Annotated in this window: 16 protein-coding genes; all 16 read right to left on the bottom strand. The window is 59.3% G+C overall.

The genetic code is table 11. The features are described from left to right. Positions 1-6 precede the first annotated feature (6 nt). A complete protein-coding gene (locus HRU82_07110) occupies positions 7-1,020 on the bottom strand; it encodes a c-type cytochrome (protein QOJ34723.1) in 1,014 nt (337 codons plus the stop codon). Between the two features lie 2 nt (positions 1,021-1,022). After that, complete coding sequence (locus HRU82_07115) at positions 1,023-1,850, bottom strand: hypothetical protein (protein ID QOJ34724.1); 828 nt, start codon at positions 1,848-1,850, stop codon at positions 1,023-1,025. Between the two features lie 40 nt (positions 1,851-1,890). Continuing rightward, the gene (locus HRU82_07120) at positions 1,891-2,616 is read right to left on the bottom strand and encodes a cytochrome c (protein ID QOJ34725.1); all 726 of its coding nucleotides are present in this window, start codon (positions 2,614-2,616) and stop codon (positions 1,891-1,893) included. A 30-nt stretch (positions 2,617-2,646) separates the two neighbouring features. After that, on the bottom strand, positions 2,647-3,267 hold the full coding sequence (locus tag HRU82_07125) for a cytochrome c (GenBank protein ID QOJ34726.1): 621 nt from the start codon (positions 3,265-3,267) through the stop codon (positions 2,647-2,649). Between the two features lie 61 nt (positions 3,268-3,328). Beyond that, positions 3,329-5,209: a cytochrome ubiquinol oxidase subunit I gene (locus HRU82_07130; protein ID QOJ34727.1), complete on the bottom strand. Its 1,881-nt coding sequence runs from the start codon at positions 5,207-5,209 to the stop codon at positions 3,329-3,331. Between the two features lie 28 nt (positions 5,210-5,237). After that, positions 5,238-6,260, bottom strand: coding sequence for a hypothetical protein (locus HRU82_07135; GenBank protein ID QOJ34728.1), 1,023 nt, complete (start codon positions 6,258-6,260; stop codon positions 5,238-5,240). Between the two features lie 18 nt (positions 6,261-6,278). Further along, positions 6,279-7,394: a cytochrome bc complex cytochrome b subunit gene (locus HRU82_07140; GenBank protein ID QOJ34729.1), complete on the bottom strand. Its 1,116-nt coding sequence runs from the start codon at positions 7,392-7,394 to the stop codon at positions 6,279-6,281. Next, positions 7,394-8,332 (bottom strand): ubiquinol-cytochrome c reductase iron-sulfur subunit, encoded by a 939-nt coding sequence (locus tag HRU82_07145; protein ID QOJ34730.1) that lies wholly within the window; start codon positions 8,330-8,332, stop codon positions 7,394-7,396. The genes HRU82_07140 and HRU82_07145 overlap by 1 nt, the downstream gene beginning before the upstream one ends. 5 nt (positions 8,333-8,337) lie before the next feature. Continuing rightward, the gene (locus tag HRU82_07150) at positions 8,338-9,144 is read right to left on the bottom strand and encodes a c-type cytochrome (GenBank protein QOJ34731.1); all 807 of its coding nucleotides are present in this window, start codon (positions 9,142-9,144) and stop codon (positions 8,338-8,340) included. A 39-nt stretch (positions 9,145-9,183) separates the two neighbouring features. Next, positions 9,184-10,887 carry a cytochrome ubiquinol oxidase subunit I gene (locus tag HRU82_07155; protein QOJ34732.1) on the bottom strand — a complete coding sequence of 568 codons (1,704 nt, stop codon included), beginning with the start codon at positions 10,885-10,887 and terminating at the stop codon, positions 9,184-9,186. Positions 10,888-10,952: 65 nt separating this feature from the next. Continuing rightward, positions 10,953-11,456 (bottom strand): cytochrome c, encoded by a 504-nt coding sequence (locus tag HRU82_07160; GenBank protein ID QOJ34733.1) that lies wholly within the window; start codon positions 11,454-11,456, stop codon positions 10,953-10,955. Between the two features lie 206 nt (positions 11,457-11,662). Then, positions 11,663-12,199: a hypothetical protein gene (locus HRU82_07165; protein ID QOJ34734.1), complete on the bottom strand. Its 537-nt coding sequence runs from the start codon at positions 12,197-12,199 to the stop codon at positions 11,663-11,665. Positions 12,200-12,475: 276 nt separating this feature from the next. Further along, positions 12,476-12,865 carry a hypothetical protein gene (locus tag HRU82_07170; protein QOJ34735.1) on the bottom strand — a complete coding sequence of 130 codons (390 nt, stop codon included), beginning with the start codon at positions 12,863-12,865 and terminating at the stop codon, positions 12,476-12,478. 101 nt (positions 12,866-12,966) lie between these two features. After that, positions 12,967-13,983: an adenosyl-hopene transferase HpnH gene (gene hpnH / locus HRU82_07175; GenBank protein QOJ34736.1), complete on the bottom strand. Its 1,017-nt coding sequence runs from the start codon at positions 13,981-13,983 to the stop codon at positions 12,967-12,969. Positions 13,984-14,102: 119 nt separating this feature from the next. After that, positions 14,103-15,326: a hypothetical protein gene (locus tag HRU82_07180; GenBank protein ID QOJ34737.1), complete on the bottom strand. Its 1,224-nt coding sequence runs from the start codon at positions 15,324-15,326 to the stop codon at positions 14,103-14,105. 18 nt (positions 15,327-15,344) lie between these two features. Then, positions 15,345-17,978, bottom strand: coding sequence for an SLBB domain-containing protein (locus tag HRU82_07185; protein QOJ34738.1), 2,634 nt, complete (start codon positions 17,976-17,978; stop codon positions 15,345-15,347). Positions 17,979-17,989: the final 11 nt, after the last annotated feature.

Here is a 17,989-nt window from a genome sequence, read left to right on the forward strand (position 1 = left end):
TCGCGCTTAATCGCCGACCTTGTCCAAGGGCTTCTCCGGCTTGGGCGCCTTCAACGTCTTCAGATACATCACGACGGCCTTGGCATCGGTATCGTTCAAGCCTAGGCTAGGCATCCGCGTATCGGACTTCATAGCTTGCGGGTTGCGGAGCCATCGATAGACCCACGTGGGGTTGAGACGGACACCGGCTCGATCGAGTGCCGGCCCCACCTTGCCACCTTCGTCGGCGATCTTGTGGCAGCCGTTACAGCCGTATTTCGTCACATAGAGCTGCTTGCCCACCTCGGCCAACTTCGCCGCGGCATCCGGCTTCATGGTGAGATCGGGTCGAGCGATATTCACCCCCTTGCCGGGTCTGGTGGTGAAGTTTGCCAGCGCAGCCGTCGCCTGGTCCAACTCCTTCTTGGCCTGCCCCATCGCCTGCATCTCTTTGGCGTAGGCATTGTCATCGACATCCACGCCCTTCTTATCCGCCTCATCGCTGGCTTTCTTTTCGGCTTCCTGGGCGACGCGCTCGGCTTCTTTGAAATTTTGCTCCGCGGTTTGAGCCGCCGCCTGCAATTCCTTCTTGCGCCCTTCGACGTTGAATTCCAACTTCCTCCCGTGCAGCGACCGCACGTAGCCGACGATGCTCCAGATTTCTTCTTCGGAAAGGGTGTACTTGAACGTCGGCATGGTCGGTACGGCGAACTCATCATCGCCGATCTTGTCTCCGTTCGGCGCGGTATCCTTCATATCGCGGGAGATGGTGTTGAAGATTTCTTCGTCCTTGAACGTCCCCATTTCATCTTTATTGGAGAGGTCTTTGGGCTTGGGATCGGACATGGAGGACCAGTTGAAGCCTTCGTTCTGCTTCCCATGTTCCCCATGGCAATGCATGCAGTAGTGCGCATAGAGCTTTTGGCCCTTGGCAGATTGCTCGTTCTGGAACATAGAGCAACCACCCGCTCCGACCAGGCCCAGGAGCCCGGCGATCCCTGCCACCGTTCCAATGACGCGTATGCTTCGCCACGCCCTCATGCTCACGACCCTTTCTTTAAACGTCTCACGAGCGCCATCTCGAATCCCAGCGCGATGCCCACCGCGAGTACTGCGTACATGTATGGCGAATAGTCCGGTGGTGCGTCTGCCCGGAAGTACCACCAGGACGAAATTGCTTTTTCGGAGCCCTTTTCCTTCGGCTGTCCGCTTTCGAGCTTCTTGCCGTCCCATACGGCAAAGGCGATGCTCGTGAAGTCACCCGGCTTGATCTGCGTGTCCTCCGCGGCGAATTCCGTCTGGAGCGGCCTGGAGAAGACGACCTTCCAGGTTCCCCCCTGGTAGACCCCCTTGGCCGTCACAGCCTGGTGGCTGTGGGGCTTCAACGTGCCGAAACCCTTGGCACCCATCTCGACGCCCTTGCCATCCTTGTTCTTCCAGTACCAAATGTTGACCGGGCCGCCTTCGACCTGGAACATCGGCTGGCCATGGGCAAAGTGCGCCTTGGTGTCGCCGACCATGAATTCGAGGGCCGCTGCGTCATCGGGGTCTTCCGTGGGGTCTTGGTATTCCACCATGATCGCGACGTTGTTGCCGTCATGCAGCCCACGGACCTTGACCGACTTGGCCGTCACCTCAGTGATGCGGACCGGCCAATGGACTTGAGGGGACAGGGGGAATTCCGCCGCAGGCGCGGTTGCCCACGCCGCAGCCGTGGGGTCATCTGCCGGGAGGGTGCCCTTCACCAGCGCAGCCCGCACCGCCACACTCTGTTGGCTAAAGGCTGTCGGCAGCTCGACGGTCAGGCATAACCCGACCACGCTCACCGCCGCCACCCACCACTTTGTTCCTGGTCTCCTCACTCGTGCCATACGTTCCCCTTAATTGCTCGACAGTCTCGGATGGGAGGAATTACTCCGACTCGTCCCACGTGCGCGGCTTCTGGCCGGCCCCGTCGTATTCGCCCATGATGACCTTCCAGATGTCTTCATCGGACATCTCAAGTTCCCAACGCGGCATGGCCGACTTCCAGGGCATGCCTTCGACAGGCAACCCGATACCACCCTTCTTGATCCGCCAGAACAGATAACTTTCCTGCAACATGGCAATGGTGGTTGGGTCTTTGAAGTTCGCCGGAGGAGGCGTAAAGGCGGCAGCGGCAAATCCCTTTCCGTCGAAGTTCCCATGGCAGGGAGCGCAACGTGAGGCATAGAGCCCCTTGCCGTACATGATGTTCTCGGGGGTCTTCGGCACGGGATTCGAGAGGCCGGTGTATTCGCCGGGAGGCGCCGGGTGAATGGTGCGGTTTTCAGCCGGCGGCGCATCGCTGGAGGCGGTGCTGCCGTAGGTCTGCCAGCCGACCAACAGAGGAAAGAGGGCCAAGACGAGATAACGGGCGCCGCTCAGGGCCCCGCCGCCTTCCCCGGTCAGGAAACCCAGGATCGGTTGGAAGAAGGCATCCTTCGATTCTCCGCTCAACGTGGCGAAAATCACGATGCCCGATACCACCAACATCAGATAGAGGAAGATCAAGCTCGCCGGCAACGGCGCGCTATGGGGTAAGATCGGAACGATGAACTTCAGAAACAGATAAATGCAGACCGTGAGTATGATCGGTCTGACGAATACGCCTCCCATACCTTCCTCCTCTGCTACACCGACAATAACTTATCGCGCCTGTGCCACGGCAACGGTTCCGGCATCGGCTGCCTTCACGGGCGCCGGGGTGGCACGGGGAAGATCCAATTCCGACGGACTCACGCTGATCGGTTCGCCGCTCATCTGCTGCAAGAAGGCGATCACGGAGAGGATCTCATTCTTGGAGAGGCCGATCGGGTTTTTGTTGATATAGGGCATCCGCGCCGGATACTCCTTAGGAACCCCTTCATGACGATAGTCTAGGTACAGGTAGGCCTGCGGCTCGGTCAGGCTTTCGTATATGAACTCCTTGGAGAGCTTGGCGCCGATCCCCTTGAGATCCGGGCAACGTGCCGATTCGCTCGGCCCGATGGAGTGACAGAGCGCACATTGGCCCTTGCTGAAGAAGATTTTCTGCCCGATCGAGGCCATGTCGGTCGGTGTCTTGATGTCCGCGATGTTGATGCTTTCTTCCGCCGGCGGCAATGAGGCCATTTGCGGAACCGCCAAGGCAACCAGCGCGAAGAGACCAAGCACAATCGCGACAAAACCGATGACGCGTAGGAACTGTGCCTTGATGAACAGCAGGATCACCGTTCCCAGGCCGACCACGCAGAGACCGATTAGCTGCAGTTTGACAACTTCACTCATAAGTCCTCAATAAAGGCTATTGATCAGCAATGACTTCAGTGCACGGTGCACATACGCTTTCTTACGCCGGCCGCTTCGGTTCAGTGGCTTCGCTCGTCGCTGCATCCAGCGCCTGGGATCCGCCGGCCATCACAGGAATACCACCGGGTTCAGCCTGAGTCTTCGCGCCGGCTGCGGCCTTGGCCTTATCGCCCATTGTGGCCACCCAGAAGATGAACGCCACCAACAGACAGAAGAGGAACGTGTTGAGCGCCATCAGGGCAGCGGCATACCCAAGCGCCGGTGAAAACGCATATTGCGACGAATCGCGCATCACGCCATACACATGCCAGTGCACCCGCGAAGAAGAACGGGCATATCCCATCAAGGTCATCAGCAAGATGACCATGACCGCGTTCAAGACCAGCGAATACCCGGCTCGCGGCGGCATCCGTCCCCAGACCATTTCGGTCGTCGTTTTTGCGCTCTTCAACAACAGGGCTGTGAGTGGAGTAATGGTCAGCATCACGAAGATCACGATGCCCACTTGAGATGTCGAGAAGTAGTTGATTCGAATGATGGCCGGGACAAAGTACCCCCAGACACCAAGGACAATGACCGCGAGTCCAGCAAGCACGAGGACGGCTCCCATCACCGACTTGGCGACCTTGGCCCATCCGGCCGTATCTTCCTTGCCGGCGCGCCAGTACATGATGAAACTCATGAACGTGACGAGGACCATGAGGTTCGACACCGTCATCTTGGCCGACATGACGCCGAACACGCCGAGGAGCGGATGGTGCGTCCCGCCCATCTTTTGCGCCTCTTCGAGGCTGGCCACGAGGGAGTGTGGCGTCATCCACACGGCAAGACACAAGAGCAGGATAATCAACATGGCCATGATCGGCTTACGGTACTGGCCTTCCGATCCCGGTATGCGATGGGTGATGCCCATCCAGAAATAGTAGTTCGACCCCAGGAAAAGCACACCGATCAACATGGCCTGAAGAATGAACAACCACGACAGGAAGCCGCCCATGAGCGTGATGCCCATCTGCTGGTTGTACTGATAGATTTCGCGCATGAGCCAGTAGCCCGCAAAAGGCAGCGGCAGCAGGCCGAAGACGCCGATGAAGTTGCCGACGTACCCCATCCAGTCGTAATGATAGCGTTCTTCCTGCCCCTTAGCCGACAGGTACCGGATGCCGGCGTAGGCGCCGCAGATGTACCCGCCCAACACCACGTTGGCGATCAATCGGTGGATGTTCACCGGCCACCATGTGGGGTTCCAGGTTGCAGCCCAGGCCCGCTCAAAGTCGGTGCCCTCGGCGATCACGACCGGGCTTGCCTGGAAGGTCGCCCAGGAGTTGGGCACGATCATGATGAAGAATGCGAAGACGTTCAGGAGGAAGCCGAGGAAAATATGAAACTTCTTCCCGTTCCCCTCGGCCATGGCATCCCAGCCGTACCAATAGAGGTAGAGAGTCGCGGTTTCCACGAGAAAGAGGGCGCAATAGACCAGGAACGAAGGGAAAAAGATGTCCGTCAAGTAGGCCATCAACTTCGGATAGAAGCCGATGAGCAAGAACAGGAGGATGCCGCCGAACAAGGCAGTGGTGGCATAGGAGGATGTCAGGAGTTTCGTGAACTCCTTTGCCAATTTGTCATAGCGCTTGTCGCCTGATTTCCAGCCCACCACTTCGCAGAGCCAGGCAAAAATCGGTACGCCGAGCACGAACCCGGCCAATAACAGGTGAAGCTGCGCAATGATCCAGACGAGGTTGCGGCTACCGATATACGGAAGATCGCGATAGGCCGTCGGCGCCTGCACCCCGGATTCTTGCGCAAAGAGCAGATCAGGAATCCCGGCGAGCCCCAGGAAAGCCGCACAACCGGCCAGTACGGCTAATTGCCCCGCAACCCGGCCCCCCACGTGCGTGCCCGTCCGACTCTGGTGCCTCATTGTTTCCACCTCGTAATTCGCCATGATGTCACTTGCCCCCACCCGCTGATTTCCCTGCACCTGCCGCCGCAGGTTTCGCCTCAGTCTTAGGAGCCCCTTCCTTGACACCGGCTTTGTCTTTTCCACCCTTCCCCTGATCTTTCGGTTCTTCCGCGGCTTTTTGCTCCAACGCCGCAATCTTCAGTTCCGCATCTTTCAGGGACTTCTCGCCCTTCGAGAGAGACTTGTGCGCGTCGAATGGCGCAGCGGCTTTCACTTCGGCCGGCTTACAGCACTCGTGCGGATGGGGCGTCGAAACCGGCAGCACCGCCCAGAACAGCATGCTCAAGACGGCACCGGCGCCGGTAAAGGCGGTGAGCATGAGACTTTGATCGGCGGGTACCCGAATCATGTCCCACCGAGAAATCAGACCTTGATAATTTTCGCTCGCCGGTTGTGCGTCACGAGCCCGGCCCTCGACGAGTTTCCCGAGGATGGTAAAGCCGATGTACATCAAAACCAGCAGCGTCACGAGCGACACGCTGCCCCACGCGGTAAATTCCAGCCCGATACGTTCAGCCACAGGAAGGTGCTTCAGCAGCTCAATGTCCAAAATCGACTGGGTTACTGAGCGGGCCACATCCGTCACACCTCCCTGGATCAGCCAGAGAAGCGGGAGATACAGTGCCCCCGCGACGACGAAACGCACCCAGAGGGACACACCGAGTGAGCCAGGCGGTTCCAAGCGCAGTTGCTCAAGGAACACCGTCCTGGCGACCAATCCCAGCGACCAGATATCGACGGGAATCGACAATACGAACAGCAGCGGCAGGCCAACCCCTTCGCCGAAGTGGAAACCAAGCCCACCCGAAATGATGAAAAAGGCCAGAAAGCTGACCGGGCTCATGAGGAAAATCAAGAACGTGATGCCGAGCTTGTTTTCCAGATGAATGGACCCCATCGCCATCAACAACATGGCAAAGGCCATTTTGATTGGCAGGGCCGTCCAGGCAGCCGACCAAAGAACGCTGAGCCCTAACTTGAATGGCGCCATCGATGCTCGAGCAGTCATGTACCCAACAGCCTCCGCCTATTCGAGAAACTCGCGGTTGATGATTGCCGCTACCGTGAAAATCAGCATCGTAGCCATCACCACGATCCAGCTGATCAACGCGATCGGTCGCTTGAAGATATTCCGCTCAGGGTCGCGATCGATGAACGGCAGTGCCGCCAACAACGCCATGAACGCCCCCGGCAGGGCGATGGCGCCGAGGAACTGCCCGAATTCACCTGCGAACACCTTCAGACGCAGCAGCTGGAAAAGGAACAGGAAGTACCATTCCGGCTCGGGATGGTAGTCGCCAGGATCGGGAGTCGCTTCTTCGAGCAGGACGATCGGCTCCCAGAAGGCCAGACTACAGATGGTGAGAAACACCACCACCATGCCGACGATGTCCTTCCAAATTTGACGTGGAAAAAAGTAGTCCGTCTTGGCCTTGATCTCTTCCACACTTCCACGGAAGGGACCCGCCGGTCCCGCCTTGCGGAACAGGAATAAGTGAAGGCCTGCCAACCCCATGAGAGCTGCAGGCAACACCATGACGTGGATGACAAAGAATCGGCTGAGTGTCATCTGTCCAGGGGTCGGACCGCCTTTGAGGAAGCGAGCCATGAAATCACCCAGGACCGGCGTCTTGTCCATGATTTCGACGCCGACGGTCGTCGCCCAATAGGCGCGCTGGTCCCATGGCAAGAGATAGCCGGTGAAGCCGAAGCCCATCACGATGCCGAAGAGCGCCAGACCGACCAACCAGATGAGTTCCCGTGGCTTCTTATAGGCGCCCCACAGAAAGACCTGCGACATGTGGGCGAACACGCAGACCACCATCGCGGTCGAGCCCCAGAAATGGTAGCTCAAGAGGAACCAGCCATAATCCACGTTGTGGATGATGTATTGCGTACTGGCATAGGCGTGGTCGGCCGTCGGCACGTAATAGAACATCAGCAAGATGCCGGTGATAGCCTGCATGATGAAAATAAAGAGCAGGACAGAGCCAAAGACATAGGCCCAACGCGACCCGCCGGGGACGGGTTCGTTGAGCATCTTGGCCTGCAAGGTCTTCAGCCCGACACGTTCGTCAACGAAGTCGAAGACCTTTTCAATCACTGAGGGCTGCGTGGTTGTCGGCTGCGTAGTCGTTTCCATTAGACAATCCGAACCTGGGCCTTCGTGCCCGCCTTAAATTCCATGTCGATGATTGCAATGTCGCCGGTTGCGGTAACTTTGATCGGCAGGGGGTCTAATGCACGGGGCGCCGGCCCATCCAACACTTTGCCGGCTGCGTCATAAATACTGAGGTGGCAGGGACAGAGGAACACCTGACCGAGCGTCTTGTGTGTTCGCCACTTGAAGCCACATCCGAGGTGCGGACACTTACCGGAATAGGCAACGTACGGGACATCTTTCTTGTTGGTCCAGACGTGCTTCCCGTCGGCGTCACGAAACTCCATGTCCTTGCCTTGATAGACGCTTTCCAAGACCTTCGGAGTCGCCTTCAACACCCAAATGTTTTTATCGATTTCCTGTTCGGGCATATAGGCTTCTTTGACCTTGCGCTTATACTTGTACTGGACACCCACGTCCTCTTGCTTGATCTTGGACGCGTTCCCGATCGTCAGCCACCCGTTATCGAAGGGGGCATACATGGGCTTCATGAGGTAGCGCAAGACGGGAAAAGCCAGCGGAAAGCCGATGAGGAACCCGATCGCATGCGTAAAATTGGCAAAGAAGGTGCGCCGCTTGACGCTCCGCTCCAGCTCGGGAAACGGCACCAGGACTTCGCCCGGCGTGACGTGGATACGCTCTTCGAGATGCGCGATTTCCACCTCATGCGTTGTGACATAGTCTTCGCGCTTGAAGGCCGGCAGGGCCGCGTATTCGGCCCCGGTGCAGCGAAGCGTCACGAGATCTTCGGTCACGCTCTGCACCTGCCCGATCGGAACCTGGCGCTCGATCACGCCCACCCCATCCCCGCCGACGACAATATGGCTGACCTCGTGGGAGAGCGGGTCCATAATGACCCGTCGCACCTCCCCGACGTCACTATCCGCGCTACGAACCTTGGATTTAAGTTTCGGCTGCATGGTGCTCACTTCATCTTGATCGGCTTCGGCGTGTTCACCGAAGTGTTCTTGTAGCCGCCCAGCCACGTCGCCAACGCCTGCACGTCGGACGGCTCCATCAGGTCCTTATACTTGTCCGGCATCTTGCCCTTCTCGTACTCCTGATCGAAACCTTCGGCCTTATAGCTCTTAGGGTCGAGGATCTTTCGGGCGATTTCTTCGACCGACATTAAATTGCCGATATTATCCAATTCAGGCCCGCGCTTCTTGCCGCCTTCGCCATTGAGCTTGTGGCAGTTGTAACACTCCTGGAGCTGCCACTGCTCCTCACCCAGCTTGGCAATATCACCGGAGGCCGCAGCCGTCGTGGCCGTTGGGGCACTGCCCCCACCTGCCTTTTGGTCGGCCGGAGCCTGCGCGGCACCAAGCGCTTGCAGACGAGCGGTCAACTCCTTCGCCTTCTCATCCAGCGCCTTGGCCCGTTGCAACAATACGTCGACCTTGCCGGCCTCATATTGCTCACGCTTCGGCTTCAGGATCTTATCGATCTTGCCCTTTTCATCTTCGGGATCGTACTGCGGCCACATCGACCCGCCGGCGATATAGGCCACGGAGAGAATCGCGTAAAACACCAACAATGCTCCGACGGCCTTCCCGCCGCTGAACGGTTTCAGGCTCGGAAGGTCCAGAATAATGAAGACGATGGCGCCGAGCATGGCATAACCGAAAAACAGCGCTTGAAAGACAAACGGAAAACCCAACGCGTTGGTGGCGCCGAACAGGATGCCGCCGACCACGAGTCCGACTATCGACTTTTTAATCACGTTTCCCATGAGTGCCCTCGTTTAACTCCCGTCCAGTGAGTGACCGATCTACTTGGCCCCTGCCGGAACAGGGCTCGTCTCGTGCGCATGGCCCTTCGAATCCGACGGGCGCAACGTTACGATGATGGCGAAACTGACCACCGCGTAAAACACGATCGTAATGCCGGTAATCCACCAGGCCGAATAGGACAGAGTCGGCGTGAAGGATTCGGCCGTGAAGTCCGGGAGCAGGTTGTACGTGTGGAAGTACTTCCGCAACAGGGACCGCACCGCGCCCATCAACCCCATGGTCCAGATGGCGCTGAACGCCAGGAAGACCAGGACGAACTGAGAGGCGAAGTCGATCTTGCCCCACACGATCGTCCCTTGGGACACCGCGCGGTTATAGATGACGTAGTTCACGACCGTCACGAACACCAACGTAAAGGCCGCGGAGTTTTTGGCCGGCATCAATGCGAGAAAGTTCCAATCGGACGGCAATTCCAACTCGGCCACCAACTTCGCGCCGGTCGGCACGAATCCGTGCGGCGTCATCCAAATGGCATTTCCCACGACCACCATCAAGAACCCGATCTTGATGACCGTGCTCGATGAGACCGTCACGGGGATGAATCGCCCCAAGATCACCGGCGCCAATAACAGAGGCAACAGGAAGGCCAGAGAAGTCGGGTCCGGCACGGGGTAATCCGTGAGTACCTTCGTCATCACGATGGGCAGCAGCACCATCACCAGAGGAGCGATGATCGTCATCCGAACCTTTTCGACGCCCTCGATCCGCTTCATGCTCAGCCAGATATAGTAATTGCTGGCCAAGAAAATGAGGCCGATCATGGCGCCCTGCATTTCGAAGAACATCGAAAGCTGGTCGGCCATCATGTAGGGACAGATGGAAGCGTCGTAGTCACACAACTCATAGGCGAGGAGATAGCCCATGAACGGCAGGAACAAGAGGGCGCCGACACCGATCATATTGCCGACAAACCCCATCCAGTCGTAATAGGCACGTTCCTCATCCTTCTTCGCTCCCATAAACATGTAGGCGGCGATGAGACCGGCCACAAACCCGCCGAACGTCACGTTCCCGACCAACCGGTGCAGGTTGAGCGGCATCCAGCTATAGTTGAATACTTTATCGAGAAGGGACGCGCTCGCCAAAAATTCGGCTGGAGAAATCCCCTCGGCCTTCACCGGCGTATTCATAAAGGAGGTCGGGGCGTCGATGACAAACAGCGTGATCGACCCGATGAGATTCAGCAGCACGCCGAGCGCGATGTGCCGCGCCTTCTTCTCACCCTTCCACGCATCCCACGTGTAAAAGTACATGTAGAGAACGATGGTTTCGCCGATGAACAACAGCGGATACACCACGGCAAAAATCAAAAAGAAATGATTGATCAGCCAGGTCGTAAACTGCGGATAGGTAGCCAACAGCACGAAAATAAACAATCCGCCCGTCAGCGCGGTCATACTATAGAGGATGACCGTGACCTTCGTGACCTCCTTCGCGAGGCGGTCGTAGCGGGGATCCTGCTTGCGATACCCCAACCACTCTGAGATCACCACGAAAATCGGAGCCCCCAGGATGAATCCCGCAAAGAGGATATGGAGCTGAGCGACGATCCATACCGCCGTGCGATTCCCGGTGTACGGGAATTCCACGGGTGGCGCACTGGGAGCCTGCGCATAGGCCACGCCTCCCCATACCGCCACAAGCGCGAACAGAACGAACAAACAGCGCTGCCAGATTTTCATGATGTCTCGCCGCTCCTCCTCATTCCAGCCGATTGACCCGCCACTGGCCCAGAGCCCAACATGAACTACTTCACCTGATCAGCGGCAACCCACTCTTTCTTGTTGGGATCCCAACCCTTACCCGACAACCCGAAGGTCCGCTCAAAGGCCAGAATCTTCCAACGGTCTTCCTCGGACAACTTGCTCTTCCAGGGCTTCATCTTCGTGTTGGGCACGCCTTCCGAGATCCGCCAGAACCAGACTGAGTCCGAGTACATTTTCATCCGATCGGCGTTACGGAAGTCGCGAGCACCGGCCTTGACGGGCTTGCCGTCCTTGCCGTGGCAGCTGGCACAGTTCACGTCGGGATTCTTCCCGCCGATATACAGCTCGCGCCCCTCTTCGACGATCTTCGGATCGGTCCACCAACCGGCAGGCATGTGCTTGTCTGCATATTCAGCCGGTGCAGGCGGCGGCGGAACAATCGGGCCTTCACCACCCCCTTCACCTCCACCGCATGCAGCGGCAGCCAGACTCAGTCCCATAATGCCGAATGCAAACGCCCATCTCTTCATGCCTACCTGTTTCATAGACGATCCCCCACTCCTTTCTTCCTATCGAAACCTGAGAGGCTTCGACACCGATTGCCTTCGACAGAAAAAAACGCTTTCCTGAAGCCCCAAAAACAGCCTCAGTGAAAGCGTCAAGACTCAGAACACAACGAGGTCACGATTGGACTTCCCCGCCTACGTCAATGATTCGATCCGGCGAGGAACAATGCCCCACGGACCGTGCCCTATTTCTGCCGCTTCCCCTGCCCCTTCCTTCGCCGTTGCTCTTCGCGCATCCGCTTGCGTGAGATCTTTAGCCCAATCAATCCCAGAATAGCAACAGCCGCAGCGCCCAGTCCGTAGAACAACCACCGCGGAGGACCGAGATCGCTCTCGCACCCACTTCCGAAATCGACGCGAAGCTTCCGTTCGGACTCCAAGTCGTTTGGGTCGAACTGGATCTTAAAGTTTTGTTGCTCTCCGCCGGCTTCGACTAACAGCGGATCGCCAAGGTTATCGTTGTGCAAATGCAGGGTGACTTTGTAGTACCCGTCGTCGTCCGTTGTCACGGTCTGACCAACCGTCACACGCGTATCCTTGACGAGCACTTCGGTCTTCGTGCTTGGCCTGCCGTCCTTGCCGCACACAAACCCTTCGACCATAAATCGATGGTCGGCGGCATGGCTCGCGAACAATAGGGACGGAAACAACGCCGCCCCGATCAGGCTCCACCGACCAACTTGGCGCCATGCGGAGCGACTCACCATCGCCTCTTGCCCCACATACGCCGGCTCTCCGTCCGTATCAGCTGCGGCCTCACTCCCACCCTGCTGAAGACCATGCTCTGAGAGGCCTCACCAACACGAACTGCACCCAAATTTGAGGCCGATCCTTCTAGCACAGCCCCCCCTCTTTGTCAACAAAAGGATAGGGTCAAACGGCTGGAGGCTGGGGGCTGAAGACCGCATGAATCAAGGCAGTGGAGGCGCACATGAACGTGGCGCCGCGAGGAGAACAGAGGGGAATGATCGAAGAGACGGCAAAACAGAATCGCCGTACTACAAATGCCCGCGCGCACGCGCTTCCGCCGCCACACGATCGGCCTCGCGTCGGCGTTCAGAATCTTTCTTGGCCACCCAGATCTCCCAAGATTTTCCGTTCGCCGTATCCGCGCCGGTAAACGCGATGGCCGCCACCTCGGAATAGGGGATCGTCATCGTGCCGCTGCTCGTAGCCGGGAACAATTCGATCGACGGTTGCGGACCGGTGGCCGTGCGGTTGTACAGGTAGCCGGTGACGCGGTCGCCGCTCCTCAACTCCACGGTGACATCGCCCCGATAATCGAAGGCCAACTCCACGGCCTCCTTGAGTTCCTCGAGCGATGCAGGGCGAAACACGCGGCCTTCCAAACTTCCCGGCTCAGGCGCATGGTACTTGGCGTCAGTCATAGGCGACTCTTGTATGGTAGTGGTGGTGATGGCCGATGAGCGGCTCGACCGTCCTTCCGGTCGAGCCGCACGGTTGCGGGGGTTGGGGCCGTCGCCCCTCGTCATCGTGCATTCGGCAGCAGCGTGATTTTCACCGTTTTGGTGAATCCCGACAGCGAGCCGAAGGTATCCTCGACGGCCGACGCTTCATAACCGCAATGCACCATGCAGTCGGCGCATTTTTCGTGGCGCCCGGTGCCGTACGCGTCCCAATCCGTCGTCTCCATCAATTCATGAAAACTGGAGGCATACCCTTCCTGCAACAGATAACAGGGCCGCTGCCAACCGAACACGTTGTAGGTCGGGTTCCCCCAAGGGGTGCACTGATATTCCCGCTTCCCCATCAGGAACTCCAAGAACAACGGCGACTGATTGAATTGCCAGCCGCGCTTCCGGTTGCTCAGGATCTTGGAGAACAACTCGGTGGTGCGACTGCGTTTGAGAAAATGTTGCTGGTCCGGAGCCTTCTGGTAACTGTATCCCGGTGAAATCATCATGCCTTCGACACCGAGCGCCATCATTTCGTCGAAGAACTTCCTGACCCGCTCCGGATTGGCATCATCGAACAGCGTGGTGTTTGTCGTGACCCGATGTCCGCGCTTCAACGCGGCCTTGATCGCCTTGACCGCCACGTCGTAGACCCCGTCGCGGCAGACAGCCAGGTCATGTTCGTCCCGCAGGCCGTCCATGTGCACGCTGAAGGTCAGCAACTTCGACGGCTGGTATTCGTCGAGCTTCCGTTCCAATAGGATCGCATTCGTGCAGAGATAGACGTACCGACCTTGAGCCACAAGCCCACGGACGATCTCCGGCATCTCGGGATGAATCAAGGGTTCTCCGCCGGGAATGCTGATGATGGGCGCGCCGCACTCCTCGGCCGCCGCCCAACATTGAGCCGGCGTCAGTCGCTTATCCAGCACGTGGTCCGGATACTGGATCTTGCCGCACCCCGCACAGGCGAGGTTGCAACGAAAGAGCGGCTCCAGCATCAAGACCAACGGATACCGCTTGACCCCTCGCAGCTTCTGCGTCAGGACGTACTTCGTGACTGTATACATCTGGGAGACTGGAACAGCCATCCCTTTCTCCTCTGTAAGTGTGTATGGTAGTCGGCCGAGACGTTCGGCCTAATGTCAGAATTTGCAAGGCGGCATTCTAGCATCGCCTTTTTGAAATCGTCAATTTAGGAAGAGGGGATTCACCGCAGACGGGTACGGCGCGAACGCGCCTCCAGCGCATAGGCCAGCAGGAGGGCCACGCAACCACCGACCAGACCGGCCACCGCCGTATTGAACAGGATCCGCGGCTTGATCGGCTTGTCTCCCGGTACGGGCGGATCCAACACTTGCACCGTCGGCGTATCGCGCGCTTCAGTGATCTTGGCTTGCTCGTACTGCGAGGTCAGGAGGGCATAGAGCGTTTCCTGCACCTTCAGTTCCCGGAGCAAGCGCCCATACTGCAGCGCCAGATCCGGCACCGTCACCATCGCGGGATGGAGTCGGCTCCCAGGCAGTTGCCCCTTCCCTCCCTTTCCGGATTCCAAGAGGCCGAGCTGATGCTTGAGCTCCTCAATGCTCGAACGGACGCGAGCCAGCTCGGGATTGTCCGGCGAGAGGTAGGTCCCCATCACCTGCAACTGCACCTCCTGCGCGGTTATTTGTCCCTGAATCATGGCAGCAGCCTCGATCATGGCCTTGGACTGGGCCTCGACCGCCACCGCCTTGTTCTTGGTCTGAAAGTCGCGGAGGGCCTCTTCGGTCTTCACCAAGCCCGTCTGCGTCTCCGCCAGACGGCGCTCGATGAATTCGCGATTGTGGCCGGCCTTACTGACATTCAAGGTGCGATTCAAGCGATCTAGGTTGGCCACGAAGAAAGCGGCCATGTCCGCGGCCCGTTTCGGATCGGCATCCTCCACCGTAACCTTGATGACCTTTTCCTTCGCGAGGACGATGTGCGCCCGCTCCGCCAGCTTGAGCCGGGCATCATGCATCGTGGGTTCGCCGTACACTTCCAGCAAATTGAACTTGGTGATGACCTCATCGGCCATGACCCGCGACTTGAGAATGGCCAGGAACACATCGTTCGGCGTGGTCGGCATCGCCGGGAGGCCCATGCCCAGGTTCTGGGCCATGTTGCCGGCGGCGCCCGTCGCGGTCAACAGGGCGGCGAGGTTCCCACCCTCCTTGGAATCCAGTTGCGGCAGCAGCGTCGCCGTCGATTCATAGGCCTTCGGCAGCACCAGCAGGCTGATCGCGAAGGCACCCAAGAGCGAAACCAGCAAGATCGCAACGATCAAGCCCCGTCGAGCGGCAAGCAGCGACCAAAGGTCGAGAGGCGCGGCCCTCTCCTGGCCAGGCATCGTCGATCCATTTCCCCGCGTGGGAGTCAGGACGACTTCCGGTGGTTCCATGACCCGGTTCATGACTGAGTCACGTCCTCCCTATCGACCGACGACGGCAATCCCCGCTGCGGTCAAGGCGACACTCCCGATGATGCTGGCCACCGTCTGCCACAGCGCCAATTGCGGCGTCCGCGCCTCGATCTTCTGCGGCACGACGATCGTGTCGCCGGCCCGCACGTCCTTCACCGCCAGGTAGACCGAATCGGTCGTCCCGTTCGCCCGCATCACATACATCTCTTTCCGATTCGCGTCCTCCGTCAGCCCCCCGGCCTGCCGCAGGTAGTCGTCCAGGCTCAAGTTCGGCCGGTGGACGACGGTGCTGGGATTCTTCACCGACCCGATGATGCTGACCGTTTGCGACGGCGTCGGCATCGTGATGCGATCCCGCGCTTCGAGAATGATGTCGTCTTCGGACCCCTCGAGTTGCTCGATCGATTCCATGCGGATGACGACACGGCCCAATTCCAAACGGGAAGCCGCCGCCTCCAGCTGTTGCAGGCGCAACGAGAGGACTTGTTGTTCGGCCAATCCACCCGGTCCGGCCAAGGCGGCGGCAGGCCCCACGCCCGTCGCCCCGGCCGCCACGCCTGCCGATTGGGCCGTCAACCGCTGACGCTCCGAGGCTACGAATCGCTCTAACTCCGCCTGCTGCCGCAACTTGACCGATTCCCGCGTGAGCACCAGGCCGGCGGGAAAGGCATTCGGCGTCACGCCCCCGGCCCGCTTGAGCACCGAACTCAATCGCTCCCCCATCATGATCGTGAAGTAGCCCGGCCGTTTGACCTCCCCTTCCACCAGCACCAAATTCGGCGGCCGCTGTTGCGTGGCCACGACGACTTGGTCGAGCCGCTGCAGCAGATGGTTCTCCGCGTCGTTGCCTTCCAATAGAGCTTTGGGGCTGAACTGAATCACCCTGGTCTGATAGGTCACCGGATCGGTCCGCACGATTTCGGCTCGGTCCGCATAGGCATCCATGGTCAATTGATCGTGGATGAGCAGGTCCTTCACCTTCATGCCGGGACGGTACTCATAGGGCCCAGGACTCTTCACCGCCCCGACGAGACTCACGACATTGGTGATCTGCGTCGGGAGAATGCCGATGCGCACATAGTCGCCGTCCAAAATGATGGGGTCGCCACCGGCCACGCCCGGGCGGCTCTTTTCGTGTCCCTGCGAGGCCAACGCTCCGACCAGATCCACATCCACCATGATCCGGCCCCGTTCCGGATCGAGCCGAAACAGGTGGCAACGCTGCCGATCGGACAGCGGCGTCAATCCTCCGGCCAGGTCGAGCAGTTCCGTCAGCCGCACGCCCGGTTTCACTTCATAGATGGCCGGCCGCTTGATCGACCCGCTGACCGCCACCACGGGGCCCAGCGGCGGAACCAGGACCACGTCGCCCGACTGCAGGCGTTGATCCGACCGCCGGTCGCCGCGCAGGAAAAAGTCGTAGAGGTCAAGTTCCGCCACCGTGGCGCCGTCCCGCAACACCTTCACCTGACGCAACGAACCCGAACGGGCGGGACCACAGGCGGCATACAGGGCATTGGACGTGGTCGCCAACGCACTCATTTCATAGGCGCCAGGCCGAATGACCTCTCCTACCACGAAGACCTTGATCGTGCGGATGCGCGCCATCGACACGTGCAGCTCAAACCGCTTCAGCAGGTTGCCGAGCCTGGCCCGAATCGTTCGTTCCGCCTGCGAAAACGTCTGCCCGCCCACCGGAATCGCGCCGACCTGTGGGATGACGATCATGCCGTCGCGCTCCACCGGGACGATGAAACTCCGGTTGAAATTGGGATCGGGGACATTCCAGATGTGGACGGCCAGGGAGTCCTGCGGGCCGACGACGAAATCCGGGCCGACCGGAATATCCTGCACCGGCGAGAAGGTATTCGCCTGGGCATCGAAGAAGTCATAGCCAAACTGCCGCAGCCGGCTCTTGACCCCGTGCAACACTGAAAATTCCGCGAAGGCCTCCTCGACGCTGAAATCCTGTTGACGCAACAGCTCGGCTGTAAACGCCTTCTTCTCCGGCAAGGGACGGCCACCGCCGGGCTGAAGGCCCGGCTGGCCGGCGGGCTGAGGAGGCGTTTGTCCCGGCTGTGTCGGCACACCGGGCACCATGCCCTGCCCGAACGGCAACTGCGCTACGCCTTTTTTCTCGCGCTCGGTCTGCACCTGATATTCGATGCTGAGCTTCTCCTTGTCCGCCTGGATCTTCTCCTGGCGGCGATCCCGCTCTTCCTGCTCCTGCTTCATCCGTTGTTCGATGGAACTGGGGAGGAGACTGCTCGGCTCCACCGGCCAATAGTCGTTGAGGTTGGGCACCGTGCCTTTGGAGGTGAGGTCCGGCGGCAGCGGCAGCGGACAGGGAGTTTGCGCCGGGACGATCGGCTGCAGGGCCGTCGGGTTCGTCACGATCGCTTGCCCCAGCGTGCCTCCTATACCGGGTGCGAGAAACCCTCCCGGCGTCATGCCCGGCACGGCGGTTCCAGGAGGCAGGGTTTGCATCAGCCCCGGAGGCGCGGTCTGCGGAGTAAGGTTCTGCGCGAGCAGTGAGGGCGGCAACACCATGGATGCGATCAGGACCCACACTAGACCCCGTACCCATCGACCCGGCAATGGGCGAGGATGCCGACGCGGACGAAACACAACCGGCTGTGCCATACCTTCACACA

It is taken from the genome of Nitrospira sp., from assembly GCA_015709715.1.
Classification (GTDB): Bacteria; Nitrospirota; Nitrospiria; order Nitrospirales; family Nitrospiraceae; genus Nitrospira_A.